The sequence below is a fragment of the uncultured Pseudoflavonifractor sp. genome, from assembly GCA_904419835.1.
Lineage (GTDB): Bacteria > Bacillota > Clostridia > Oscillospirales > Oscillospiraceae > Pseudoflavonifractor.
The window spans coordinates 1-17,986 of the sequence record CAJFTA010000028.1; the positions used below are offsets into that span (position 1 = coordinate 1).

Sequence of the window (17,986 nt, forward strand, 5' to 3'; positions counted from 1 at the left end):
GTTCTCCACCCGCCGCTACAACCGCTGCAAGATCTGCGGCCGCCCCCACGCCTACCTGCGGGACTACGGCATCTGCCGTATCTGCTTCCGCGAGCTGGCCTACAAGGGCCAGATTCCCGGCGTGAAGAAGGCGTCCTGGTAACCTTTGTGAAATGAGAAATTAGGAATGCGGAATTAGGCGCGCGCCTAATTCCGAACTCCTAATTTCAATTTTCAAATAAATCCCCGGCCGGCGGTCAACAGGTCGAAGTTGCCTAGCTCCGATACCTTGCCGCTGATACGGGCGCAAGCCCGTAATTCTAATAGGAGGTAACACTCATGCATATTACCGATCCCATTGCGGATATGCTCACCCGCATCCGCAACGCCTCGAATGCCAAGCATGACACTGTCGATGTCCCCGCGTCCAACATGAAGAAGTCCATCGCCCAGATTCTCCTGGACGAGGGCTATATCAAGAACTTCCAGCTCATCGACGACGGCACCCAGGGCGTGATTCGCGTCACCCTGAAGTACAACAACCCCGGCAAGGAGAAGGCCATCTCCGGTCTGCGCCGCGTCTCCAAGCCCGGTCTGCGCGTCTATGCGGGCGCCGACGAGCTGCCCCGGGTCCTCAAGGGCCTGGGCATTGCCATCGTGTCCACTTCCAAGGGCGTCATGACTGACAAGAAGGCCCGCGAGGCCCATGTCGGCGGCGAAGTCCTTGCATTCGTTTGGTAAGGAGGAGTCTCAGATATGTCTAGAATCGGAAGAATGCCGATCGAGCTCCCCGCCGGCGTGGAAGTGAAGATCGGCGACAATAACGTCGTCACCGTCAAGGGCCCCAAGGGCACCCTGACTCAGCAGCTCCACCCCGCGATGAGCTTTAACCAGGAGGGCAACGTCATCCACGTGACCCGTCCCAACGACCTGAAGGAGAACCGCGCGCTCCACGGCCTGACCCGCAGCCTGCTGCACAACATGGTGGTGGGCGTGACCGACGGCTTCAAGAAGGAGCTGGACGTCAACGGCGTGGGCTACCGTGTGCAGAAGGACGGCAAGAAGCTGGTCATGAACCTGGGCTATTCCCATCAGGTCATCGTGGAGGAGCCCGAGGGCATCACCATCGACGTGCCCAATCCCAATAAGATCGTGATCAGCGGCGCTGACAAGCAGAAGGTGGGCCAGTTCGCCGCCGAGGTGAGAGAGAAGCGTCCCCCCGAGCCTTATAAGGGCAAGGGTATCAAATACACCGACGAGGTCATCCGCCGCAAGGAAGGCAAGACCGGCGTCAAGAAGAAGTAAGGAGGTGTGCCACAATGATCAATCGTCCCAATACCAAGGCTCAGCGGCTTAAGCGCCACAAGAGAGTGCGCGGCAAGATCGCCGGCACGCCCGAGCGTCCCCGTCTGAACGTGTTCCGCAGCGAGACCAACATCTACGCCCAGGTCATCGACGATACCGTGGGCAAGACCCTGGTCTCCGCTTCCTCCCTGGAGAAGGGCTTCGAGGGCTCCGGCTCCAACTGCGAGGCCGCCAAGAAGGTTGGCCAGATGGTCGCCGAGCGCGCCAAGGCCGCCGGCATCACCACTGTGGTCTTCGACCGCGGCGGCTATGTCTACCATGGCCGCGTCGCCGCTCTGGCCGAGGGCGCCCGTGAGGGCGGCCTGGAATTTTAAGGGGAGGAGAAAACGAACATGGCTAGATTTGAAAGAGAACCCAGCGAGTTCACCGAGAAGCTCGTTTCTCTGAACCGCGTCAGCAAGACCGTCAAGGGCGGTCGCGTGATGAAGTTCGCCGCTCTGATGGTGGTCGGCGACGAGAAGGGCCGGGTCGGCTTCGGCACCGGCAAGGCCGCCGAGGTGCCCGAGGCTATCCGCAAGGGCATTGAGGATGCCAAGAAGAACATGTGCACCATCACCCGCTCCGGCACCACCATTCCCCACGAGGTCATCGGTGAGTTCGGCGCCGGCCGCGTGCTCCTGAAGCCCGCCGCCCCCGGTACCGGCATCATCGCCGGCGGCCCTGTCCGCGCTGTCATGGAGGCCGCCGGCATCCGCGACATTCGCGCCAAGTGCCTGCGCTCCAACAACCCTCAGAACGTGGTCTCCGCCACCTTCGAGGGCCTCAAGTCCCTCCGTGGTCCTGAGGAAGTGGCCCGCGTCCGCGGCAAGAGCGTGGAAGAAATCGTAGGTTAAGGAGGGGCTATACAATGGCTAACCTGAATATCAAGCTGGTCAAGAGCCTGAACGGCCGCATTGTCAAGCACAAGGCGACCGCCGAGGCCCTGGGGCTGCGCAAAATCGGCGACGTGACCGTACAGCCCGACAACCCGGCTACCCGGGGCAAGATTGCCGCCATCGGCTATCTGCTCCAGGTCACCGAGGAACAGTAAGGAGGTGCGCGTCAATGAATCTGCATGAACTCTCTCCCGCCGCCGGTTCCACCCGCCCCGCGTTCCGTAAGGGCCGCGGTCACGGCTCCGGAAACGGCAAGACCGCCGGCCGCGGCCAGAAGGGCCAGTGGGCCCGCTCCGGCGGCGGCGTCCGCGTGGGCTTTGAGGGCGGCCAGATGCCTCTGGTCCGCCGCCTGCCCAAGCGCGGCTTCAACAACATCTTCGCCAAGCCTCTGGAGGCCATCAACGTCTCCGCTCTGAACAAGTTCGAGGATGGAGCCACCGTCAACGTTTGCGACCTGCTGGAAAAGGGTATCCTCTCCAAGTGTGAGTACGGCGTGAAGGTGCTCGGCAACGGTGAGCTCACCAAGAAGCTGATCGTCCGTGCCTCTGCTTTCTCCGCCTCCGCCAAGGAGAAGATCGTCGCGGCAGGTGGAAAGTACGAGGTGGTCTAAGTGTTCAAGACCGTCAGAAACGCCTGGGCAATTCCCGAGCTGCGCAAGAAGATCCTCTTTACCATCTTCGCGCTGCTGATCTTCCGGCTGGGTTCTTCCATTCCCGTGCCCTGGATTGACACGAAAGGCCTTCAGGACTATCTGAACGCCATGAGCGGCAGTATCTTCGGCCTGATCAACGCGATGAGCGGCAACGCCTTCGCCATGGCCACGGTATTCGCCCTCGGCGTACAGCCCTATATCAACAGCTCCATTATCATCCAGCTCCTCACCGTCGCCATCCCCGCCCTTGAGCGGATGCAGAAGGAAGGCGGCGAGGAGGGCCGCAAGAAGATCGCGGCCATCACCCGGTACACCACCGTGGGTATCGCCCTGCTCCAGGGCTTCGGCTACTTCACCCTGATCAATGCCAACGGCCTGATCAGCGGCGACCTGCCCACCTGGCTGGCCGGCATCATCATCGTCCTGTCCTTCACCGCGGGCTCCGCCTTCGTGATGTGGCTGGGCGAGCAGATTACCGAATTCGGCATCGGCAACGGCATCTCTGTGATCCTGTTTGCCGGTATCGTCTCCCGCTTCCCCAGCATGCTGATGAGCATGGTCCAGGGCGTGCAGAAGTGGTCCATGCACCTGACTGACAGCGAGATCTCCGCCATGGGCACCACCCAGGGCGAGGCCTTCCGCAACAGCCTGGTGCACCCCGCCATGATCCCCCTGATCGTCATCGGCGTCCTGGCCCTGGTGGTGTTCATTGTCTTCATCAACGACTCTGAGCGCCGTATCCCCGTCCAGTACGCCAAGCGCGTGGTGGGCCGGAAGATGTACGGCGGCCAGTCCAGCCATATCCCCATGAAGGTGAACATGAGCGGCGTTATGCCCATCATCTTCGCCCAGGCCATCGCCTCCCTGCCCGCCACCATCGCGGCGTTCATCCCCGGCGGCATGGACTCCACCTTCATGAAGGTGTTTGACTCCAATGGCCTGGTCTACGCCATCGTCTACTTCCTGCTGATCCTGGGCTTCAGCTACTTCTACGCCACGATGCAGTTCAATCCCATCGAGGTGGCCAACAACCTGAAGAAGAACGGCGGCTTCGTGCCCGGCTTCCGGCCCGGCAAGCCCACCGCCGACTTCATCCACAAGGTGCTGGGCAAGATCACCCTGTTCGGCGCCATCTATCTGGCTATCATCGCGCTGCTGCCCATCATCACCGCCAACATCATCAACCTGGCCAGCGGCTCTCAGATGGGCCGCAGCCTGTCCATCGGCGGAACTTCCATCATCATCGTTGTGGGTGTTGCTCTGGAGACTGTAAAGGCTCTGGAGGCCCAGATGCTCATGCGTCACTACAAGGGCTTCCTTGAGTAAGCGCAGGGAGGAAGAAATGAAGCTGATTCTCTTGGGAGCGCCTGGAGCCGGCAAGGGCACACAGGCTGAGATTCTCAGCAAAAAGCTGGGGATTCCCACCATTTCCACTGGCAACATCCTGCGCGCCGCCGTCAAGGCGGGCACCAGCGTGGGACTGAAGGCCAAGTCCTATATGGACGCGGGCAAGCTGGTTCCCGACGATGTCATTCTGGACATCGTGGAGGAGCGGCTGGCCCAGCCGGACTGCAATGACGGCTATATCCTGGACGGGGTGCCCCGCACCATCGCCCAGGCGGAGGCACTGGAGAAGCGCGGCATTATCTTTGACCACGTCATCTCTCTGGAGGTCTCCGACGAGGATATCGTAAAGCGTATGGACGGGCGCCGCGTCTGCTCCCACTGCGGCACCCCCTTCCACATTGAGTCCAACCCGCCAAAGGTGGCCGACGTGTGCGATGTGTGCGGCGGCGAGCTGATTGAGCGGGACGATGACAAGCCCGAGACGGTGCGTCATCGGCTGGAGATTTACCACCAGTCCACGGAGCCGCTGAAGGACTTCTACCAGAAGCGGGGCAAGCTGGACCCGGTGGCTGGCGCCCAGGGGACCATTGAGGCCACCACTCAGGCGATTGTGCAGATTCTGGAGGCGTAAAAGTGGAAATTATTTCCATTAAATCTCCCCGCGAAATTGAGCACATGCGCCGTGCCGGGCGGATTACCGCCGCGGCGCGGGAGCTGGCGGGCAGCATGGTCCGTCCCGGCGTGTCCACGCTGGAGATTGACGCCGCAGTCCGCAAGTTTATCGAAAGCCAGGGGGCCCGCCCCTCCTTCCTGGGGTACGGCGGGTTCCCCGGTTCCGCCTGCATCTCGGTGAACGAGGTGGTCATCCACGGCATCCCGGACCACCGGGTGCTCAAGGAGGGCGACATCGTCAGCGTGGACGTGGGGGCCTGCATCGACGGCTTCCACGGCGACTGTGCGGGCACCTACCCCTGCGGAGCGGTGAGCGAGGAGGCCATGCGCCTCATCCGCGTCACCGAGCAGAGCTTCTGGGAGGGCATGAAGTTCGCCCACCCCGGCTGCCGGGTCTCCGATATCTCCCATGCGGTTCAGAAGTATGTGGAGGGCAACGGGTACTCTGTGGTGCGGGACTTTGTGGGCCACGGCGTGGGCGCCAAGCTCCACGAGCCCCCCGAGGTTCCCAACTTCGGCCCCGCCGGTCACGGCGTCCGGCTTCAGCCGGGCATGACCATCGCGGTGGAGCCCATGGTGTGCGCCGGGCACTGGGAGGTCCGGGTCCTCAAGGACAAATGGACCACCGTCACCTGCGACGGCAGCCTGGCCGCCCACTATGAAAATACAATTCTCATCACCGAGGGCGGACAGCCCGAAATCCTGACCACCACTGGGTGAGAGGGTCGGTGAGCAGCATGGAAATCCAAACCGGACACATTGTGCGCGCCCTGGCCGGCCACGACAGCGGAAGCCTCTACTGCGTCATTGAGACGGAGGGAGACTTCCTGCTGCTGGCCGACGGAAAGGGGCGGAAGCTCACACGGCCCAAGCGGAAACGCAGAAAGCACGTGGAGCTGGCCGGTGCGTCCGGCCCCATGTCCGCCATCCCGGACTCCGACCGGGAGCTGCGGCGGGTTCTGGCCCGGACCAGAGACCAGCTGCGGGGCGGCAGTAAAGGTCAAGGAGGTAATCACGCTTGGCAAAAGACGATATGATCGAGCTGGAGGGCGTCGTCACCGAGGCCCTGCCCAACACCACCTTCAAGGTGGATATCGGTAATGGGCATATCATCCTGGCTCATATCTCTGGCAAGCTCAGAATGAACTTCATCAGGATCCTGCCGGGCGACAAGGTAACGGTGCAGATGTCGCCGTACGACTTGACCCGGGGCCGGATTACCTGGCGGAGCAAGTAAAACCCCCTCGCCGGGAGTCCGGCGGACAAGCGCTTCGCTGTGCGAAGCCTTGGCGCAAGGCGGAATTCACTTCCGCCGCGCAAGTCAGGCCGCGGGGTCCCCGCGCGGCGCTCAGGCGCCGGGTGGGGCACGGTGCAGATGTCGCCGTACGACTTGACCCGGGGCCGGATTACCTGGCGGAGCAAGTAAGGCGAGGGCCTTCCTGCTCATGGCGGGAGATAACCCGCCGTTCCATCAACGACCGGCGGCCGAGGGGCCTTGCCCCCGTCCACGCCGGGGCCATCAGGCTATCAGGAGGTTATCATTATGAAAGTAAGACCGTCCGTGAAGCCCATGTGCGAGAAGTGCAAGATCATCAAGCGCAAGGGCAAAGTCATGGTCATTTGCGAGAACCCCAAGCACAAGCAGAGACAAGGTTAAGTGGAGGTGCACGAGAAATATGGCACGTATTGCCGGCATTGACCTGCCCAAGGATAAGCGGATCGAGATCGGTCTGACCTATATCTATGGCATCGGGCGCACCAGCGCCAACAAGATCCTGGCCGAGACCGGGATCAACCCCGATACCCGCGTCAAGGACCTCACCGAGGCCGACGAAGCCGCGCTCCGTGAGTGCATCGCCCACAACTATACTGTGGAAGGCGACCTGCGTCGCGACGTCGCGATGGACATCAAGCGTCTGACCGAGATTGGCTGCTACCGCGGCATCCGTCACCGCAAGGGCCTGCCCGTCCGCGGCCAGCGCAGCAAGACCAACGCCCGTACCCGCAAGGGTCCCAAGCGTACCGTCGCCAATAAGAAGAAGTAAGGAGGGAGATACACATGGCTACTGCTGCTAATACCAAGGGCAAGAAAGTGGTGCGCAAGCGCCGCGAGCGTAAGAACGTTGAGAAGGGCCAGGTGCACATCCGCTCCTCCTTCAATAACACCATGGTTACCGTGACCGACATGGGCGGCAACGCCCTGTCCTGGGCCTCCTCCGGCGGCCTGGGCTTCCGCGGTTCCCGTAAGTCCACCCCCTTCGCCGCCCAGACCGCCGCCGAGACCGCCGCCAAGGCTGCCATGGAGCACGGCCTGAAGACCGTCGAGGTCTACGTGAAGGGCCCCGGCGCCGGCCGTGAGGCTGCCATTCGCGCCCTGCAGGCCGTGGGTCTTGAGGTCACCCTGATCAAGGACGTGACCCCCATCCCCCACAACGGCTGCCGTCCGCCCAAGCGTCGTCGCGTGTAAGAGAAGGAGGAAGAATCAATGGCAAAGAATATGCAGCCTATCGCCAAGCGCTGCCGTGCGCTGGGCATTTCTCCTGCCGCTATGGGCTACGCCAAGAAGGAGAGCAACCGCAATCCCGGCGGCCAGATGAGAAAGAAGAAGAGCGAGTATGCCCTTCAGCTGTCTGAGAAGCAGAAGGTCAAGTTCGTCTACGGCATCATGGAGAAGCAGTTCCGCTCCTACTATGAGAAGGCCACCCGCATGCCCGGCAAGACCGGCGACAACCTGCTGATCCTGGTGGAGCGCCGCCTGGACAACGCCGTGTACCGTCTCGGCTTCGCCAACACCCGCCGCGAGGCCCGTCAGCTGGTCAACCACGGCCACTTCACCGTCAACGGCCAGCGGGTGGACATCCCCTCCTACCTGGTGAAGGCGGGCGATGTGATCGAGGTCAAGGAGAGCAGCCGCTCTTCCGCCAAGTTCAAGAAGCTGACCGGCGAGGACGCCCCCAACGTGCTGCTGCCCCAGTGGCTGGAGCGCGAGAAGAACACCCTGAAGGGTACTGTCACCAAGCTGCCCGTCCGCGAGGACGTGGATCTGCCTGTTGAGGAGCACCTGATCGTCGAGCTGTACTCCAAGTAAGAGAGCGCGTACCCTCGATTATTGGTGAGCTGTAAAACCAGGCGGCGGGCTGCCCGGCCCGCCGCTGCGAAAAGGAGGGTAACACATGGTAGAAATCGAGAAGCCGCGCATCGAATGTGTGGAGAACCCCGGCGACGGCTCCTATGGCAAGTACGTGGTCGAGCCTCTGGAGCGTGGTTACGGCACGACTCTGGGCAATTCCCTGCGCCGCATTCTTCTCTCTTCTCTGCCCGGTACGGCAGTCACCTCCATCAAGATCGCCGGTGTGCAGCATGAGTTCTGCAGCATCCCCGGCGTGAAGGAGGATGTGACGGAGATCGTCCTCAACGTGAAGAGCATCATCGCGAAGCTCCACTGCGAGGGCGTCAAGACGGTCTATATCGAGGCCAGCGGCGAGTGCGAGGTCACCGCCGGTGACATCAAGGCCGACGGCGAGGTGGAGGTCCTGAATCCCGACCTTCACATTGCCACCCTGGGTCCCGACGCCTCCCTGAACATGGAGCTGACCCTGTCCCACGGCCGGGGCTATGTGCCCGCCGACCGGAACAAGCCGGCCCAGAACATCATCGGCGTTATCCCGGTGGACTCTGTGTACACCCCCGTGCGCAAGGTCAACTACACCGTGGAGCCCACCCGCGTGGGCGATCAGACTGACTTCGACAAGCTGACCCTGGAGGTGTGGACCAACGGTACCATCACCGCCAGAGACGCTGTGAGTCTGGGTGCCCGCATTCTCTGCGACCACTTCGTCCTGTTCACCGACCTGTCCGAGACCATGGGCAACAAGTCCACGGTGGTGGAGAAGGCCGAGGCGCAGCGGGACAAGGTGCTGGAGATGACCATCGAGGAGCTGGACCTGTCCGTCCGTTCCTTCAACTGCCTCAAGCGCGCCAACATCAACACCGTCGAGGATCTGATTTCCAAGACCGAGGACGAGATGATGAAGGTCCGCAACCTGGGCCGCAAGTCCCTGGAAGAGGTCGTCAACAAGCTGGCCATGATGGGCCTGAGCCTTGCCAGCGACGACAACTGAGCTTCCCCATATCGGAGGGCGGCCGCGGGCAAGTAACGTTCCCTCGCGGCCCCAGGCTCCGCCTGGGCGCTGTGCGCGCTTTCCAGAGAAGGCAGCGCCTTCTTCAGGACGAATTGAAAAGGAATTTTGCGTCTGCGTACGTGAAATCGAATAGGAGTGTTTTTCATGTCCGGATATCGTAGACTGGGCCGCCGCAGCGACCAGCGTAAGGCCATGCTTCGCGCCATGGTGACCTACCTGCTGGAGAACGGCCAGATTAAGACCACCCTGCCCCGCGCCAAGGAGGTTGCTCCTCTGGCTGAGAAGATGATCACCCTGGCCAAGAAGAACGACCTGGCTTCCTACCGTCAGGCGCTGTCCTTTATCACCAAGGAGGACGTGGCCAAGAAGCTCTTCTCCGAGCTCAACCTGAAGTATCAGGGCCGCGAGGGCGGTTACACCCGCGTGGTCAAGATCGGGCCCCGCCGCGGCGACGCCGCCGAGATGGCCATTGTCCAGCTCGTCTGAGCATAAAGGAAAAAACCAGCCGCCCGCCGCTCCCTATGGAGCGGCGGGCGGCTGACATTTTCGAACAAGACGCTTAGCGCCTTGTTCGAGTGAGATGCAGTCCGCCGCGCGCGGCATTTGTTCACATTTGGCGTACAAATGCCACACTTGCGGCCTGAAAGGTGTTTTCTCCGAGGCACATGTCCCCGGAGAAAACAGATTTCGTTTTATTCGCACCTGCGGGCGCGAACACTGCGAGGCTTTCTGAGAGGACGGGCCGTCTGCGGCTCCTTGGAGCGACGGGCGGCTCTTTTTGCGGCCCGCCCTGACGGCATGCACATGCAAAAATATTCTTGCATTTTCCGCCGGGAAAGGGTATAATGACCCCAAACCTTTGAAATGTGAGGTACCCCATGAACCGATCCGCCCTCACAACTGCATCCTTCTCCTTTACCTTTGGCTGGGCTCGATTTATGAGCGCCGGCTATTTTGCGTTGGGTAAATAAGAGGGATGAAATGAATGGCGCCGGCCCGGATTCCGGGGTTACAGGGCGGCGGTTATCTTCGTATCTGTTGCGGGGAGCACATTGATTTCATCAATGTGCTCCCTTTCTATTTTGCGAGGAAAAGAAAGGATGTTGGAATATGGTTGTCATTATGAAGCCGGGCACGCGGAAAGAGGATATCGACGCGCTGGCCGCCAGCTTTGAGGCTCAGGGTCTCAGGGTGGGAATCACCAACGGCGTGGGCTGCACCATTCTGGGCCTGGTGGGCGACACCACTGCCGTGGATATGGATAAAATCTCCATCAACCCCAATGTGGAGCGGGTCATGCGGGTTCAGGAGCCCTATAAGAAGGCCAACCGCAAGTTCCACCCCGAGGACACGGTGGTCACCGTGGGAAAGGCCAAGATCGGCGGCGGCAGCTTCGGTGTTATCGCCGGGCCCTGCTCCGTGGAGAGCGAGGAGCAGATTGTGGAGGTGGCTGAGGCGGTGAAGGCCTCCGGCGCGTCCATGCTCCGGGGCGGCGCCTTCAAGCCCCGCACCTCTCCCTACGCCTTCCAGGGCATGGGCGCCCCCGGCCTGGATCTGCTGGTGGAGGCCCGCCGGGCCACCGGCCTGCCCATTGTCTCCGAGATCATGGCCCCCCGCTACGTGGAGCTCTTTGAGGAAAAGGTGGACGTGGTCCAGATCGGCGCCCGGAACATGCAGAATTTCGAGCTGCTCAAGGAGGTGGGCAAGATGTCCAAGCCTATCCTTCTGAAGCGGGGCCTGTCCAACAGCTATGAGGAGTGGATCATGTCTGCCGAGTATATTATGGCCGGCGGCAATGAGAACGTGATCCTCTGTGAGCGGGGCATCCGCACCTTTGAGACCTATACCCGCAACACCCTGGACGTGTCCGCCATCCCGGCAGTCAAGCAGATGAGCCACCTGCCCGTCATCGTGGACCCCTCCCACGCCGCAGGCATGTACTGGATGGTGGAGCCCCTGGCTCTGGCGGCAGTGGCCGCCGGGGCCGACGGCCTTATCATCGAGGTCCACAACGACCCGGCCCACGCCAAGTGCGACGGCCAGCAGTCCCTCACCCCCAAGAAATTTGACGAGCTCATGGGCAAGGTGCGGGCCCTGGTGGGCATGATGGGGAAGACGCTGGTATGAAAACGCTGAACGTGAATCTGCCCGGCCGGGCCTACGACATCCTTATAGAGCGGGGGCTCCTCTCCCGGGCGGGGGAGCTGTGCCGGGCAGCACTGCCCAGAGCCGGCCGCCTCTTTGTGGTGACCGACTCCACAGTGGGCCCCCTGTACCTGAACCGGCTCATCCCCTCTCTGGAGAACGCCGGATTTGAGACCGCCGTCTGTGAAATTCCGGCCGGGGAGGCATCCAAGTGCGTGGAGCAGCTCTCCCGGCTGTGGGAGCACATGATGGACTTCGGACTCACCCGCACCGACGCGGTGGCAGCCCTGGGCGGCGGCGTGGTGGGGGACCTGGCGGGCTTTGCCGCCGCCACCGTCCTCCGGGGCGTGGACTTTGTCCAGATCCCCACCACACTCCTCTCCCAGGTGGACTCCGCCGTGGGCGGCAAGGTGGCCATCGACCTCCAGCACGGCAAGAACCTGGCTGGGGCCTTCTGGCAGCCCAGACTGGTGCTGATGGACCCGGCAGTGCTGGGTACCCTGGACGACAAGACCTTTGCCGACGGCATGGCCGAGGTCATCAAGTACGGCTGCATCCGGGACGCGGCCTTCCTCTCCTGGCTGGAGCAGCGCCCCTCCCGGCAGGAGATTATGGCGGAGATTGAACACGTTCTGTATACCTGCTGCGATATAAAACGTGCTGTTGTGGTGGAGGACGAGCGGGACACCGGCGCCCGCATGATACTCAACTTTGGCCACACCCTGGGCCACGCCTACGAACTGGCGGGACACTACCGGATCTGGACCCACGGCCAGGCGGTGGCCGCCGGTATGGTGAAGGCGGCGGAGCTGGGGGTAACCCTGGGCGTCACTCCGGCGGGGCTGCCCGAGCGGATCGGCGTGCTGCTGGGCTGCTTCGGCCTGCCGGTGGCCATCCCCTGCGCCCATGAGGATTACGCCGCCGCCGTGGGCCTGGACAAGAAGGGGGCTGGGGATTCCATCTCGGTCATTCTGCTGGAGGAGGCGGGCCGGGCCGTGGCCCACCCCATGCCCAAGGCCAAGCTGCTGGAGGAACTGAAATGAACGTCACCATAACACCCACCCTGCTCCACGGCTCCGTCACCCCGCCGCCCTCCACCGCAGGCCGGCGGCCTGCGGGCGGCATCTTCGGCGGTTTCGCCGCAGGCGGGAGCCGAAGCGCCATCCTCTGGCTTTTGGAGGGAGAAAGGAGATGGAGTGTATGAATGTGACCATAACACCCACCCAGCTCCACGGCTTCGTCACGCCTCCCCCCTCCAAAAGCCAGGCCCACCGGCTGCTCCTGGCCGCCGCCCTGGCCCACGGCGCCAGCACGCTCTCCAACGTGGCTTTCTCCCAGGACATCCAGGCCACCGTCCGCTGCCTGGAGGCGCTGGGCGCCGATGTCCGGAGAGAGGGAGATTGCCTGTCCGTCACGGGCCTGGGCGGCAAAACGGCCTCCGGGGGCGAACTGCCCCGGCTGGACTGCGGGGAGAGCGGCTCAACCCTGCGCTTTCTCATCCCGGTGGCCCTGGCCGTCCGGGGCGGCGGCGTGTTCACCGGCCGCGGCCGCCTGATGGAGCGGCCCCAGGAGCCCTATTTCGCCATCTTCCGGGAGAAGGGCGTCTCCTACGGGCAGAAGGGCGATACGCTCACGGTCAGCGGTCGGCTCGCCCCCGGGGTATACACCCTGCCGGGGAATGTGTCCTCCCAGTTTATCACCGGCCTGCTTTACGCCCTGCCTCTGCTGCCCGGCGACTCGGAGATCCGCCTCACCACCCCGCTGGAGAGCCGGGGCTATGTGGATATGACCATGGACGCCCTGAAAGAGTTCGGCGTGGCGGTGAAGTATGACGGCGATCGCATTTTCCGGGTGCCCGGGAATCAGACCGGCCATCCCGCCGCCATGACCGTGGAGGCCGACTGGTCCAACGCCGCCTTCTGGTACGCCGCGGTCGGGCTGGGCTGTGAGCTGGATATTCAGGGCCTGAACGCCTTCTCCTGCCAGGGGGATATGCGCATCGCGGCGTTCTACACCGCGCTGCGGGGGGAGGAGATGGCCCGGGAGGCAGGGCTGACCCTCCGCCGCACCGAAAGGCTCGGCGAGCGGCGGGCGCTGGAACTGGATGTGAGCCAGTGTCCCGATCTGGTGCCCCCTTTGGCTGCCCTGGCCGCCCTGACGCCGGACTGTGACACCACTATCGCCAATGCCGCCCGGCTGCGCATCAAGGAGAGCGACCGGCTCTCCACGGTGACGGAGGTGCTCACCACCCTGGGGGCGGAGGTGAAGGAGTACGCCGACCATCTGGTTATCGTAGGAAAAGACCACCTGCCCGGTGGCGTCACCGTCTCCGGCCACAACGACCACCGTATCGCCATGATGGCCGCCATTGCCGCCGTGCGGTGCGGCGCCCCCGTCACTGTCACCGGGGCGGAGTGCGTGGGCAAGTCCTACCCCAGCTTCTGGGAGGAATATGCCAGACTTGGAGGACAGATTGCGGTCAGCGAATAATCCCCCACCGAAAGGAAGTGCGATTCCATGAAGCATATCATCTTCGGCGAGTCCCACGGCCCCGCCATCGGCGTGGTGTTGGAGCATGTGCCCCCGGGCATTGCGGTGGATATGGACTTTATCCGCGCTGAGATGGCCCGCCGGGCCCCGGGGAAGAGCCCCATGTCCACCGCCCGGCGGGAGGCCGACGAGCCCCGCATCCTCTCGGGGGTCTTTGAGGGGAAAACCACCGGAACCCCCCTGTGCGCGGTGATTGAGAACACGGACACCCGCTCCAGGGACTACGCCAAGTTGAAGGACCTGCCCCGGCCCGGCCACGCCGACTACGCCGGCCGTGTCCGGTATGAGGGCTGCAACGACTACCGGGGCGGCGGCCACTTCTCCGGCCGTCTCACCGCGCCGCTGGTCTTTGCTGGGGCACTGGCCAAGCTGATTCTGAAGGAGAAGGGCGTCACCGTGTCCGCTGTCATCTCCAACGTGGGCGGCGTGGCTGACCCCACCCCGGAGCAGGTGGAGGAAATTGTCCTGGCCGCCAAGGGCGACCTGGACAGCGTGGGCGGCGCTATTCGCTGCACCGTGGACGGCCTGCCCGCCGGACTGGGCGCCCCGGACTATGGCCGCAACGTGGAGGGTATCTTTGCCCAGCAGCTGTACGCCGTCCCGGCGGTGAAGGCGGTGGCCTTTGGAGCCGGCTTCGGTTTCGCCGCCATGCGGGGCAGCCAGGCCAACGACCCATTTTATATGGACGGGGATACGGTCCGCACCCGCACCAACCACACCGGCGGCGTCAACGGCGGCATCACCAACGGCATGCCGGTGGTCTTTGAGGCGGCTATCCGGCCCACCCCCTCCATCGCCCAGGAGCAGGATACCGTGGACCTGTCCACCGGCACCGACGCCAAGCTGGTCATCGAGGGCCGCCACGACCCCTGCATCGTCCACCGGGCCGTGCCCGTCATCGAAGCCGCCGCGGCTCTCGCGGCCTGCGAACTGCTGGGCATCTGACGCGGCGGCTTCGGGGGCCCCGCCGGGCGGGGCGCGCCTTTTGGCGCGTACAAGTATTTTCCCGTGGGAAAACCTTGGCGCAGGCGGAATTCACTTCCGCCGAGCAGGTGAAAAATAATAGGGCTCCCGCGCCGCTCTGCGGCGTGGGAATGCCGCCGCGGCTCTCGCGGCCTGCGAACTGCTGGGCATCTGATATGCCGGTTCACGGGGCCATGTGGTCCCCATTTCAACAACAGGAGTGACCTTTTTATGTCTCAGCTGGAGGAGTACCGAGACCAGATTGACGCCGTGGACAGGGAGATGGTGGCGCTGTTCCGCCGCCGGATGGACATCACGGCCAAGGTGGGCCAGTACAAGCTGGAGCGGCAGATGCCGGTGCTGGACGCCGCCCGGGAGCGCCGGGTGGTGGAGGCCCGCACCGCCATGGTGGCCGACCCCGCCCTCAAGGCGGACGTGGCCGAGCTGTACGCATCCATCATGGCCATCTCCCGCCGCCAGCAGCGGCGGCTGGTCCACGAGGGGACCGAGGACCCGGGCTACGCCGCCTGGCTTGCCGATCTGTCTCGCTCCCGCAGGCCGGTGGAGAATCCCCGGGTGGCATACCAGGGGGAGCCGGGATGTTACAGTGAGGAGGCCGCTGTGGGCTTCTTCGGGCCAGGGGTGAACAGCCGGGGCATGGCCTGGTTCACCGACGTGTTCGCCGCCCTGGACGCGGGCGAGGCGGACTATGCAGTCCTGCCGGTGGAGAACAGCTCCACCGGCTCCATCCGGCAGGTGTACGACCTGCTGGCCCAGTACCGCTACTACATCGTGGGGGAGTGGCAGGTGAAGGTGGAGCACTGCCTCATGGCCCTGCCCGGGGTGACCATGGAGGACATCCGCACGGTCTACTCCCACGAGCAGGGGCTCATGCAGAGCGAGCGCTTCCTGGATGCCCACCGGGACTGGCGGCGGGTGCCCACCCTGGACACCGCAGGCTCCGCCAGGGAGGTGGCCGCATCAGGCGACCGCACCGCCGCCGCCATCTGCTCCCGCCGGGCAGCTGAAATTTACGGTCTGAACATCCTGGCCGAGGGGGTCAACTACAACAACGCCAACACCACCCGCTTTGTGGTGGCCTCTCCTGTGCCGGAGCACCGAAAAGAGCGCAACAAGATCAGCGCCCTCTTCACCCTGCCCCACCAGAGCGGTTCCCTCCACGAGATTCTCACCATCTTCGCCGTGCAGAACCTGAACCTGCTGAAGATTGAGTCCCGGCCCATCCCCGGCCGGAACTGGGAATACCTCTTCTTCCTGGAGTTCACCGGCGATCTGGACGCCCCCGGCATGGACGGCGTGCTCCACGAGCTGAGCCAGCTGGCCGCAGGCATGCGGATTCTGGGCAACTTCAAGGCCTATGAGCCGGAGGAGCAGCCATGAATCTGGTGCTCATCGGCATGCCGGGCAGCGGCAAGTCCACGGTGGGGAAGATTCTCTCCCGGATGCTCTGCATGCCCCTGGCGGACACCGACAGCATGGTGGAGCAGGCCGCCGGAAAGACCATCCCGGCGCTCTTTGCTCAGGAGGGGGAGGCCGCCTTCCGGGACCGGGAGACCGCCGCCGCCCGTCAGGCGGCTGCCCTTGACAACACTGTCATTGCAACAGGGGGCGGGATTGTCCTCCGGCCGGAGAACATGGAGGCCCTCGCCGCCACTGGAATGATCTTTTTCCGGGACCGGGACCTGGAGGACATTTTGGGAGAGGACCACATGGGCCGTCCCCTGGTGGGCAAGGACCCGGAGAAGCTGAGGATTCTCTATACCCAGCGCATAGAGTTATATCGAAAATACGCCCAGTATATTATTTCCAATACAAAAACAGCGGAGGAGGCGGCAGCGCGCATCGCCGCCCTCTATCGGGAGGCATGTCAGCCATGAAATTTCTCATCCTCAACGGCCCAAATCTGAACCTGCTGGGCAAGCGGGAGCCTGGCATCTACGGCGAGAACAGCTACGAGGCGCTGTGCGCCCGGCTGGAGGCCTTTGCGGCAAATCACGGCTCCACCGCAGTGTGCTTCCACTCCAACCACGAGGGGGCCATCATCGACGCCATCCACGCCGCCGACGGGGTGTACGACGCCATCATTATGAACCCGGGCGCCTTCACCCATTACAGCTACGCCATTCTGGACGCCCTGAAGGCCGTCAGCGTGCCCTGCATTGAGGTTCATATCTCCAACGTCCACCAGCGGGAGGAGTTCCGACACAGGAGCGTCACCGCACCCGCCTGCGTGGGCCAGATCTGCGGCCTGGGCCTCTACGGATATGAGGCCGCCATGGGTTACTTTCTCTCGAGAGAGAAAGTAACCAAAGAGAGCCTCCATTCCTGAAGGCGTGGCCCGCAATCTCAACGGGGAGAGTTGGACATGAAGGTAGAACTCACAAACACCACAAAAAAGCTCTGCGTCATCGGCGACCCGGTGCTCCACTCCAAGTCGCCCCTGATTCACAACACCATGCTCGCCGCCCTGGGGCTGGACTATGTCTACCTGTGCCAGAGCGTACCCCGCGGCGGCGCGGAGGAGTGGCTTAGATGCGCCAAATTTGCCGGGTACGCCGGGTTCAACGCCACCATGCCCCACAAGGAGGCCCTTTTCCCCCTCATGGACCAGGCCGATGAGGACGCCCGGCTGTACCGGGCAGTCAATACGGTCTGTATAAAAGCCGGGAAAGTATACGGATACAACACCGACGGCCGGGGATTTATCCGGGCGCTGGAGGATTTGGACACCGCGCCGGAGGGGAAAACCGTCCTCCTGCTGGGGGCGGGAGGCGCCGCCCGGGCGGTGGCCCTCAAGCTGGTGCAGCAGGGGGCGAGGGCGGTGTTCGTGTGCAACCGGACGGTGGAGAAGGCCGCGGCCCTCTGCGCCCACGACCCGCTGGGCCGGCTGGCCCCAGCCGGATTTGATTCCGCCGCCCTGTGCCGCCTGTCCCAGCGGGCGGATCTGGTGGTCAACTGCACCAGTTTGGGCATGGAGGGGACACAGGGACAGTTTGAGGACCTGTCCTTCCTGGAAGCGCTGCCTGACGGTGTGCCGGTGTTCGACCTGATCTACGCCCCCGCCGAGACGGAGCTGCTCCGTCGGGCCAGGGAGTTGGGGCACCCCACCGCCAACGGCCTGGGCATGCTGGTCTATCAGGCGGTGTTTGCCCTGGAGCACTTTACCGACACTACGATTGACGCCGCCGCCATGGCGGAGGTACTGAGAAGCGTTTTGACATGACAGAGCAAGGGCCGGTCTCCGCCGCAGCGGAGACCGGCCCTGTCGTCTATAT

At 63.4% G+C, this 17,986-nt stretch carries 27 protein-coding genes; all 27 read left to right on the forward strand.

The window, feature by feature from the left end:
- On the forward strand, window positions 1-142 hold a 142-nt coding region (locus tag QZY67_RS06620), incomplete at its 5' end, for a type Z 30S ribosomal protein S14 (RefSeq protein ID WP_295369288.1).
- A 176-nt stretch (window positions 143-318) separates the two neighbouring features.
- Entirely contained in the window at window positions 319-720 is a 402-nt protein-coding gene (rpsH, locus tag QZY67_RS06625; protein WP_006573417.1) for a 30S ribosomal protein S8, read from the forward strand.
- 15 nt (window positions 721-735) lie between these two features.
- Window positions 736-1,284 carry a 50S ribosomal protein L6 gene (rplF, locus tag QZY67_RS06630; RefSeq protein WP_191540244.1) on the forward strand — a complete coding sequence of 183 codons (549 nt, stop codon included), beginning with the start codon at window positions 736-738 and terminating at the stop codon, window positions 1,282-1,284.
- Between the two features lie 14 nt (window positions 1,285-1,298).
- Window positions 1,299-1,658, forward strand: coding sequence for a 50S ribosomal protein L18 (gene rplR / locus QZY67_RS06635; RefSeq protein WP_191540245.1), 360 nt, complete (start codon window positions 1,299-1,301; stop codon window positions 1,656-1,658).
- 18 nt (window positions 1,659-1,676) lie between these two features.
- Window positions 1,677-2,177 carry a 30S ribosomal protein S5 gene (rpsE, locus tag QZY67_RS06640; protein WP_006573420.1) on the forward strand — a complete coding sequence of 167 codons (501 nt, stop codon included), beginning with the start codon at window positions 1,677-1,679 and terminating at the stop codon, window positions 2,175-2,177.
- A gap of 14 nt (window positions 2,178-2,191) precedes the next feature.
- Window positions 2,192-2,374 (forward strand): 50S ribosomal protein L30, encoded by a 183-nt coding sequence (rpmD, locus tag QZY67_RS06645; RefSeq protein ID WP_191540246.1) that lies wholly within the window; start codon window positions 2,192-2,194, stop codon window positions 2,372-2,374.
- A gap of 14 nt (window positions 2,375-2,388) precedes the next feature.
- Window positions 2,389-2,829 (forward strand): 50S ribosomal protein L15, encoded by a 441-nt coding sequence (rplO, locus tag QZY67_RS06650; protein ID WP_191540247.1) that lies wholly within the window; start codon window positions 2,389-2,391, stop codon window positions 2,827-2,829.
- Window positions 2,830-4,197 carry a preprotein translocase subunit SecY gene (gene secY / locus QZY67_RS06655; RefSeq protein WP_191540248.1) on the forward strand — a complete coding sequence of 456 codons (1,368 nt, stop codon included), beginning with the start codon at window positions 2,830-2,832 and terminating at the stop codon, window positions 4,195-4,197.
- 16 nt (window positions 4,198-4,213) lie between these two features.
- Window positions 4,214-4,849: an adenylate kinase gene (locus QZY67_RS06660; protein WP_191540249.1), complete on the forward strand. Its 636-nt coding sequence runs from the start codon at window positions 4,214-4,216 to the stop codon at window positions 4,847-4,849.
- A gap of 8 nt (window positions 4,850-4,857) precedes the next feature.
- Window positions 4,858-5,610 carry a type I methionyl aminopeptidase gene (gene map, locus QZY67_RS06665; RefSeq protein WP_191540254.1) on the forward strand — a complete coding sequence of 251 codons (753 nt, stop codon included), beginning with the start codon at window positions 4,858-4,860 and terminating at the stop codon, window positions 5,608-5,610.
- A gap of 17 nt (window positions 5,611-5,627) precedes the next feature.
- Window positions 5,628-5,927, forward strand: a complete 300-nt coding sequence (locus QZY67_RS06670) for a KOW domain-containing RNA-binding protein (RefSeq protein ID WP_191540255.1) — start codon at window positions 5,628-5,630, stop codon at window positions 5,925-5,927.
- Window positions 5,909-6,127 (forward strand): translation initiation factor IF-1, encoded by a 219-nt coding sequence (infA, locus tag QZY67_RS06675; RefSeq protein ID WP_040647168.1) that lies wholly within the window; start codon window positions 5,909-5,911, stop codon window positions 6,125-6,127. The genes QZY67_RS06670 and infA overlap by 19 nt, the downstream gene beginning before the upstream one ends.
- Window positions 6,128-6,433: 306 nt before the next feature.
- Window positions 6,434-6,547 carry a 50S ribosomal protein L36 gene (gene rpmJ / locus QZY67_RS06680; protein ID WP_006573428.1) on the forward strand — a complete coding sequence of 38 codons (114 nt, stop codon included), beginning with the start codon at window positions 6,434-6,436 and terminating at the stop codon, window positions 6,545-6,547.
- A 19-nt stretch (window positions 6,548-6,566) separates the two neighbouring features.
- Complete coding sequence (gene rpsM / locus QZY67_RS06685) at window positions 6,567-6,935, forward strand: 30S ribosomal protein S13 (protein WP_191540250.1); 369 nt, start codon at window positions 6,567-6,569, stop codon at window positions 6,933-6,935.
- A 14-nt stretch (window positions 6,936-6,949) separates the two neighbouring features.
- Complete coding sequence (gene rpsK, locus QZY67_RS06690; RefSeq protein ID WP_006573430.1) at window positions 6,950-7,357, forward strand: 30S ribosomal protein S11; 408 nt, start codon at window positions 6,950-6,952, stop codon at window positions 7,355-7,357.
- An 18-nt stretch (window positions 7,358-7,375) separates the two neighbouring features.
- On the forward strand, window positions 7,376-7,978 hold the full coding sequence (gene rpsD, locus QZY67_RS06695; protein WP_294536552.1) for a 30S ribosomal protein S4: 603 nt from the start codon (window positions 7,376-7,378) through the stop codon (window positions 7,976-7,978).
- 85 nt (window positions 7,979-8,063) lie between these two features.
- The gene (locus tag QZY67_RS06700) at window positions 8,064-9,011 is read left to right on the forward strand and encodes a DNA-directed RNA polymerase subunit alpha (RefSeq protein ID WP_006573432.1); all 948 of its coding nucleotides are present in this window, start codon (window positions 8,064-8,066) and stop codon (window positions 9,009-9,011) included.
- A gap of 165 nt (window positions 9,012-9,176) precedes the next feature.
- Window positions 9,177-9,518, forward strand: a complete 342-nt coding sequence (gene rplQ, locus QZY67_RS06705) for a 50S ribosomal protein L17 (RefSeq protein ID WP_040647170.1) — start codon at window positions 9,177-9,179, stop codon at window positions 9,516-9,518.
- A 624-nt stretch (window positions 9,519-10,142) separates the two neighbouring features.
- Window positions 10,143-11,159 (forward strand): 3-deoxy-7-phosphoheptulonate synthase, encoded by a 1,017-nt coding sequence (gene aroF, locus QZY67_RS06710; protein WP_295369254.1) that lies wholly within the window; start codon window positions 10,143-10,145, stop codon window positions 11,157-11,159.
- On the forward strand, window positions 11,156-12,220 hold the full coding sequence (gene aroB, locus QZY67_RS06715; protein WP_295369256.1) for a 3-dehydroquinate synthase: 1,065 nt from the start codon (window positions 11,156-11,158) through the stop codon (window positions 12,218-12,220). Before aroF ends, aroB begins: the two co-directional genes overlap by 4 nt.
- Complete coding sequence (locus QZY67_RS06720) at window positions 12,217-12,381, forward strand: hypothetical protein (protein ID WP_295369258.1); 165 nt, start codon at window positions 12,217-12,219, stop codon at window positions 12,379-12,381. Before aroB ends, QZY67_RS06720 begins: the two co-directional genes overlap by 4 nt.
- Window positions 12,378-13,667, forward strand: coding sequence for a 3-phosphoshikimate 1-carboxyvinyltransferase (gene aroA, locus QZY67_RS06725; RefSeq protein WP_295369259.1), 1,290 nt, complete (start codon window positions 12,378-12,380; stop codon window positions 13,665-13,667). Before QZY67_RS06720 ends, aroA begins: the two co-directional genes overlap by 4 nt.
- A 27-nt stretch (window positions 13,668-13,694) precedes the next feature.
- Complete coding sequence (locus QZY67_RS06730) at window positions 13,695-14,672, forward strand: chorismate synthase (RefSeq protein WP_295369261.1); 978 nt, start codon at window positions 13,695-13,697, stop codon at window positions 14,670-14,672.
- A 249-nt stretch (window positions 14,673-14,921) separates the two neighbouring features.
- Window positions 14,922-16,091, forward strand: coding sequence for a bifunctional chorismate mutase/prephenate dehydratase (locus QZY67_RS06735; protein ID WP_295369263.1), 1,170 nt, complete (start codon window positions 14,922-14,924; stop codon window positions 16,089-16,091).
- Complete coding sequence (locus tag QZY67_RS06740; RefSeq protein WP_295369265.1) at window positions 16,088-16,588, forward strand: shikimate kinase; 501 nt, start codon at window positions 16,088-16,090, stop codon at window positions 16,586-16,588. Before QZY67_RS06735 ends, QZY67_RS06740 begins: the two co-directional genes overlap by 4 nt.
- Window positions 16,585-17,040, forward strand: coding sequence for a type II 3-dehydroquinate dehydratase (aroQ, locus tag QZY67_RS06745; RefSeq protein WP_295369267.1), 456 nt, complete (start codon window positions 16,585-16,587; stop codon window positions 17,038-17,040). The genes QZY67_RS06740 and aroQ overlap by 4 nt, the downstream gene beginning before the upstream one ends.
- 36 nt (window positions 17,041-17,076) lie before the next feature.
- Window positions 17,077-17,934: a shikimate dehydrogenase gene (aroE, locus tag QZY67_RS06750; protein ID WP_295369268.1), complete on the forward strand. Its 858-nt coding sequence runs from the start codon at window positions 17,077-17,079 to the stop codon at window positions 17,932-17,934.
- Window positions 17,935-17,986: the final 52 nt, after the last annotated feature.

What these genes read in the sequence shown, in the direction of transcription:
- rpsH (WP_006573417.1), top strand. Translation starts at nt 319, where the DNA reads ATGCATATTACCGATCCCATTGCGGATATGCTCACCCGCATCCGCAAC.
- rplF (WP_191540244.1), top strand. Translation starts at nt 736, where the DNA reads ATGTCTAGAATCGGAAGAATGCCGATCGAGCTCCCCGCCGGCGTGGAA.
- rplR (WP_191540245.1), top strand. Translation starts at nt 1,299, where the DNA reads ATGATCAATCGTCCCAATACCAAGGCTCAGCGGCTTAAGCGCCACAAG.
- rpsE (WP_006573420.1), top strand. Translation starts at nt 1,677, where the DNA reads ATGGCTAGATTTGAAAGAGAACCCAGCGAGTTCACCGAGAAGCTCGTT.
- rpmD (WP_191540246.1), top strand. Translation starts at nt 2,192, where the DNA reads ATGGCTAACCTGAATATCAAGCTGGTCAAGAGCCTGAACGGCCGCATT.
- rplO (WP_191540247.1), top strand. Translation starts at nt 2,389, where the DNA reads ATGAATCTGCATGAACTCTCTCCCGCCGCCGGTTCCACCCGCCCCGCG.
- QZY67_RS06660 (WP_191540249.1), top strand. Translation starts at nt 4,214, where the DNA reads ATGAAGCTGATTCTCTTGGGAGCGCCTGGAGCCGGCAAGGGCACACAG.
- QZY67_RS06670 (WP_191540255.1), top strand. Translation starts at nt 5,628, where the DNA reads ATGGAAATCCAAACCGGACACATTGTGCGCGCCCTGGCCGGCCACGAC.
- rpmJ (WP_006573428.1), top strand. Translation starts at nt 6,434, where the DNA reads ATGAAAGTAAGACCGTCCGTGAAGCCCATGTGCGAGAAGTGCAAGATC.
- rpsM (WP_191540250.1), top strand. Translation starts at nt 6,567, where the DNA reads ATGGCACGTATTGCCGGCATTGACCTGCCCAAGGATAAGCGGATCGAG.
- rpsK (WP_006573430.1), top strand. Translation starts at nt 6,950, where the DNA reads ATGGCTACTGCTGCTAATACCAAGGGCAAGAAAGTGGTGCGCAAGCGC.
- rpsD (WP_294536552.1), top strand. Translation starts at nt 7,376, where the DNA reads ATGGCAAAGAATATGCAGCCTATCGCCAAGCGCTGCCGTGCGCTGGGC.
- QZY67_RS06700 (WP_006573432.1), top strand. Translation starts at nt 8,064, where the DNA reads ATGGTAGAAATCGAGAAGCCGCGCATCGAATGTGTGGAGAACCCCGGC.
- rplQ (WP_040647170.1), top strand. Translation starts at nt 9,177, where the DNA reads ATGTCCGGATATCGTAGACTGGGCCGCCGCAGCGACCAGCGTAAGGCC.
- aroF (WP_295369254.1), top strand. Translation starts at nt 10,143, where the DNA reads ATGGTTGTCATTATGAAGCCGGGCACGCGGAAAGAGGATATCGACGCG.
- aroB (WP_295369256.1), top strand. Translation starts at nt 11,156, where the DNA reads ATGAAAACGCTGAACGTGAATCTGCCCGGCCGGGCCTACGACATCCTT.
- QZY67_RS06720 (WP_295369258.1), top strand. Translation starts at nt 12,217, where the DNA reads ATGAACGTCACCATAACACCCACCCTGCTCCACGGCTCCGTCACCCCG.
- aroA (WP_295369259.1), top strand. Translation starts at nt 12,378, where the DNA reads ATGAATGTGACCATAACACCCACCCAGCTCCACGGCTTCGTCACGCCT.
- QZY67_RS06730 (WP_295369261.1), top strand. Translation starts at nt 13,695, where the DNA reads ATGAAGCATATCATCTTCGGCGAGTCCCACGGCCCCGCCATCGGCGTG.
- QZY67_RS06735 (WP_295369263.1), top strand. Translation starts at nt 14,922, where the DNA reads ATGTCTCAGCTGGAGGAGTACCGAGACCAGATTGACGCCGTGGACAGG.
- QZY67_RS06740 (WP_295369265.1), top strand. Translation starts at nt 16,088, where the DNA reads ATGAATCTGGTGCTCATCGGCATGCCGGGCAGCGGCAAGTCCACGGTG.
- aroQ (WP_295369267.1), top strand. Translation starts at nt 16,585, where the DNA reads ATGAAATTTCTCATCCTCAACGGCCCAAATCTGAACCTGCTGGGCAAG.
- aroE (WP_295369268.1), top strand. Translation starts at nt 17,077, where the DNA reads ATGAAGGTAGAACTCACAAACACCACAAAAAAGCTCTGCGTCATCGGC.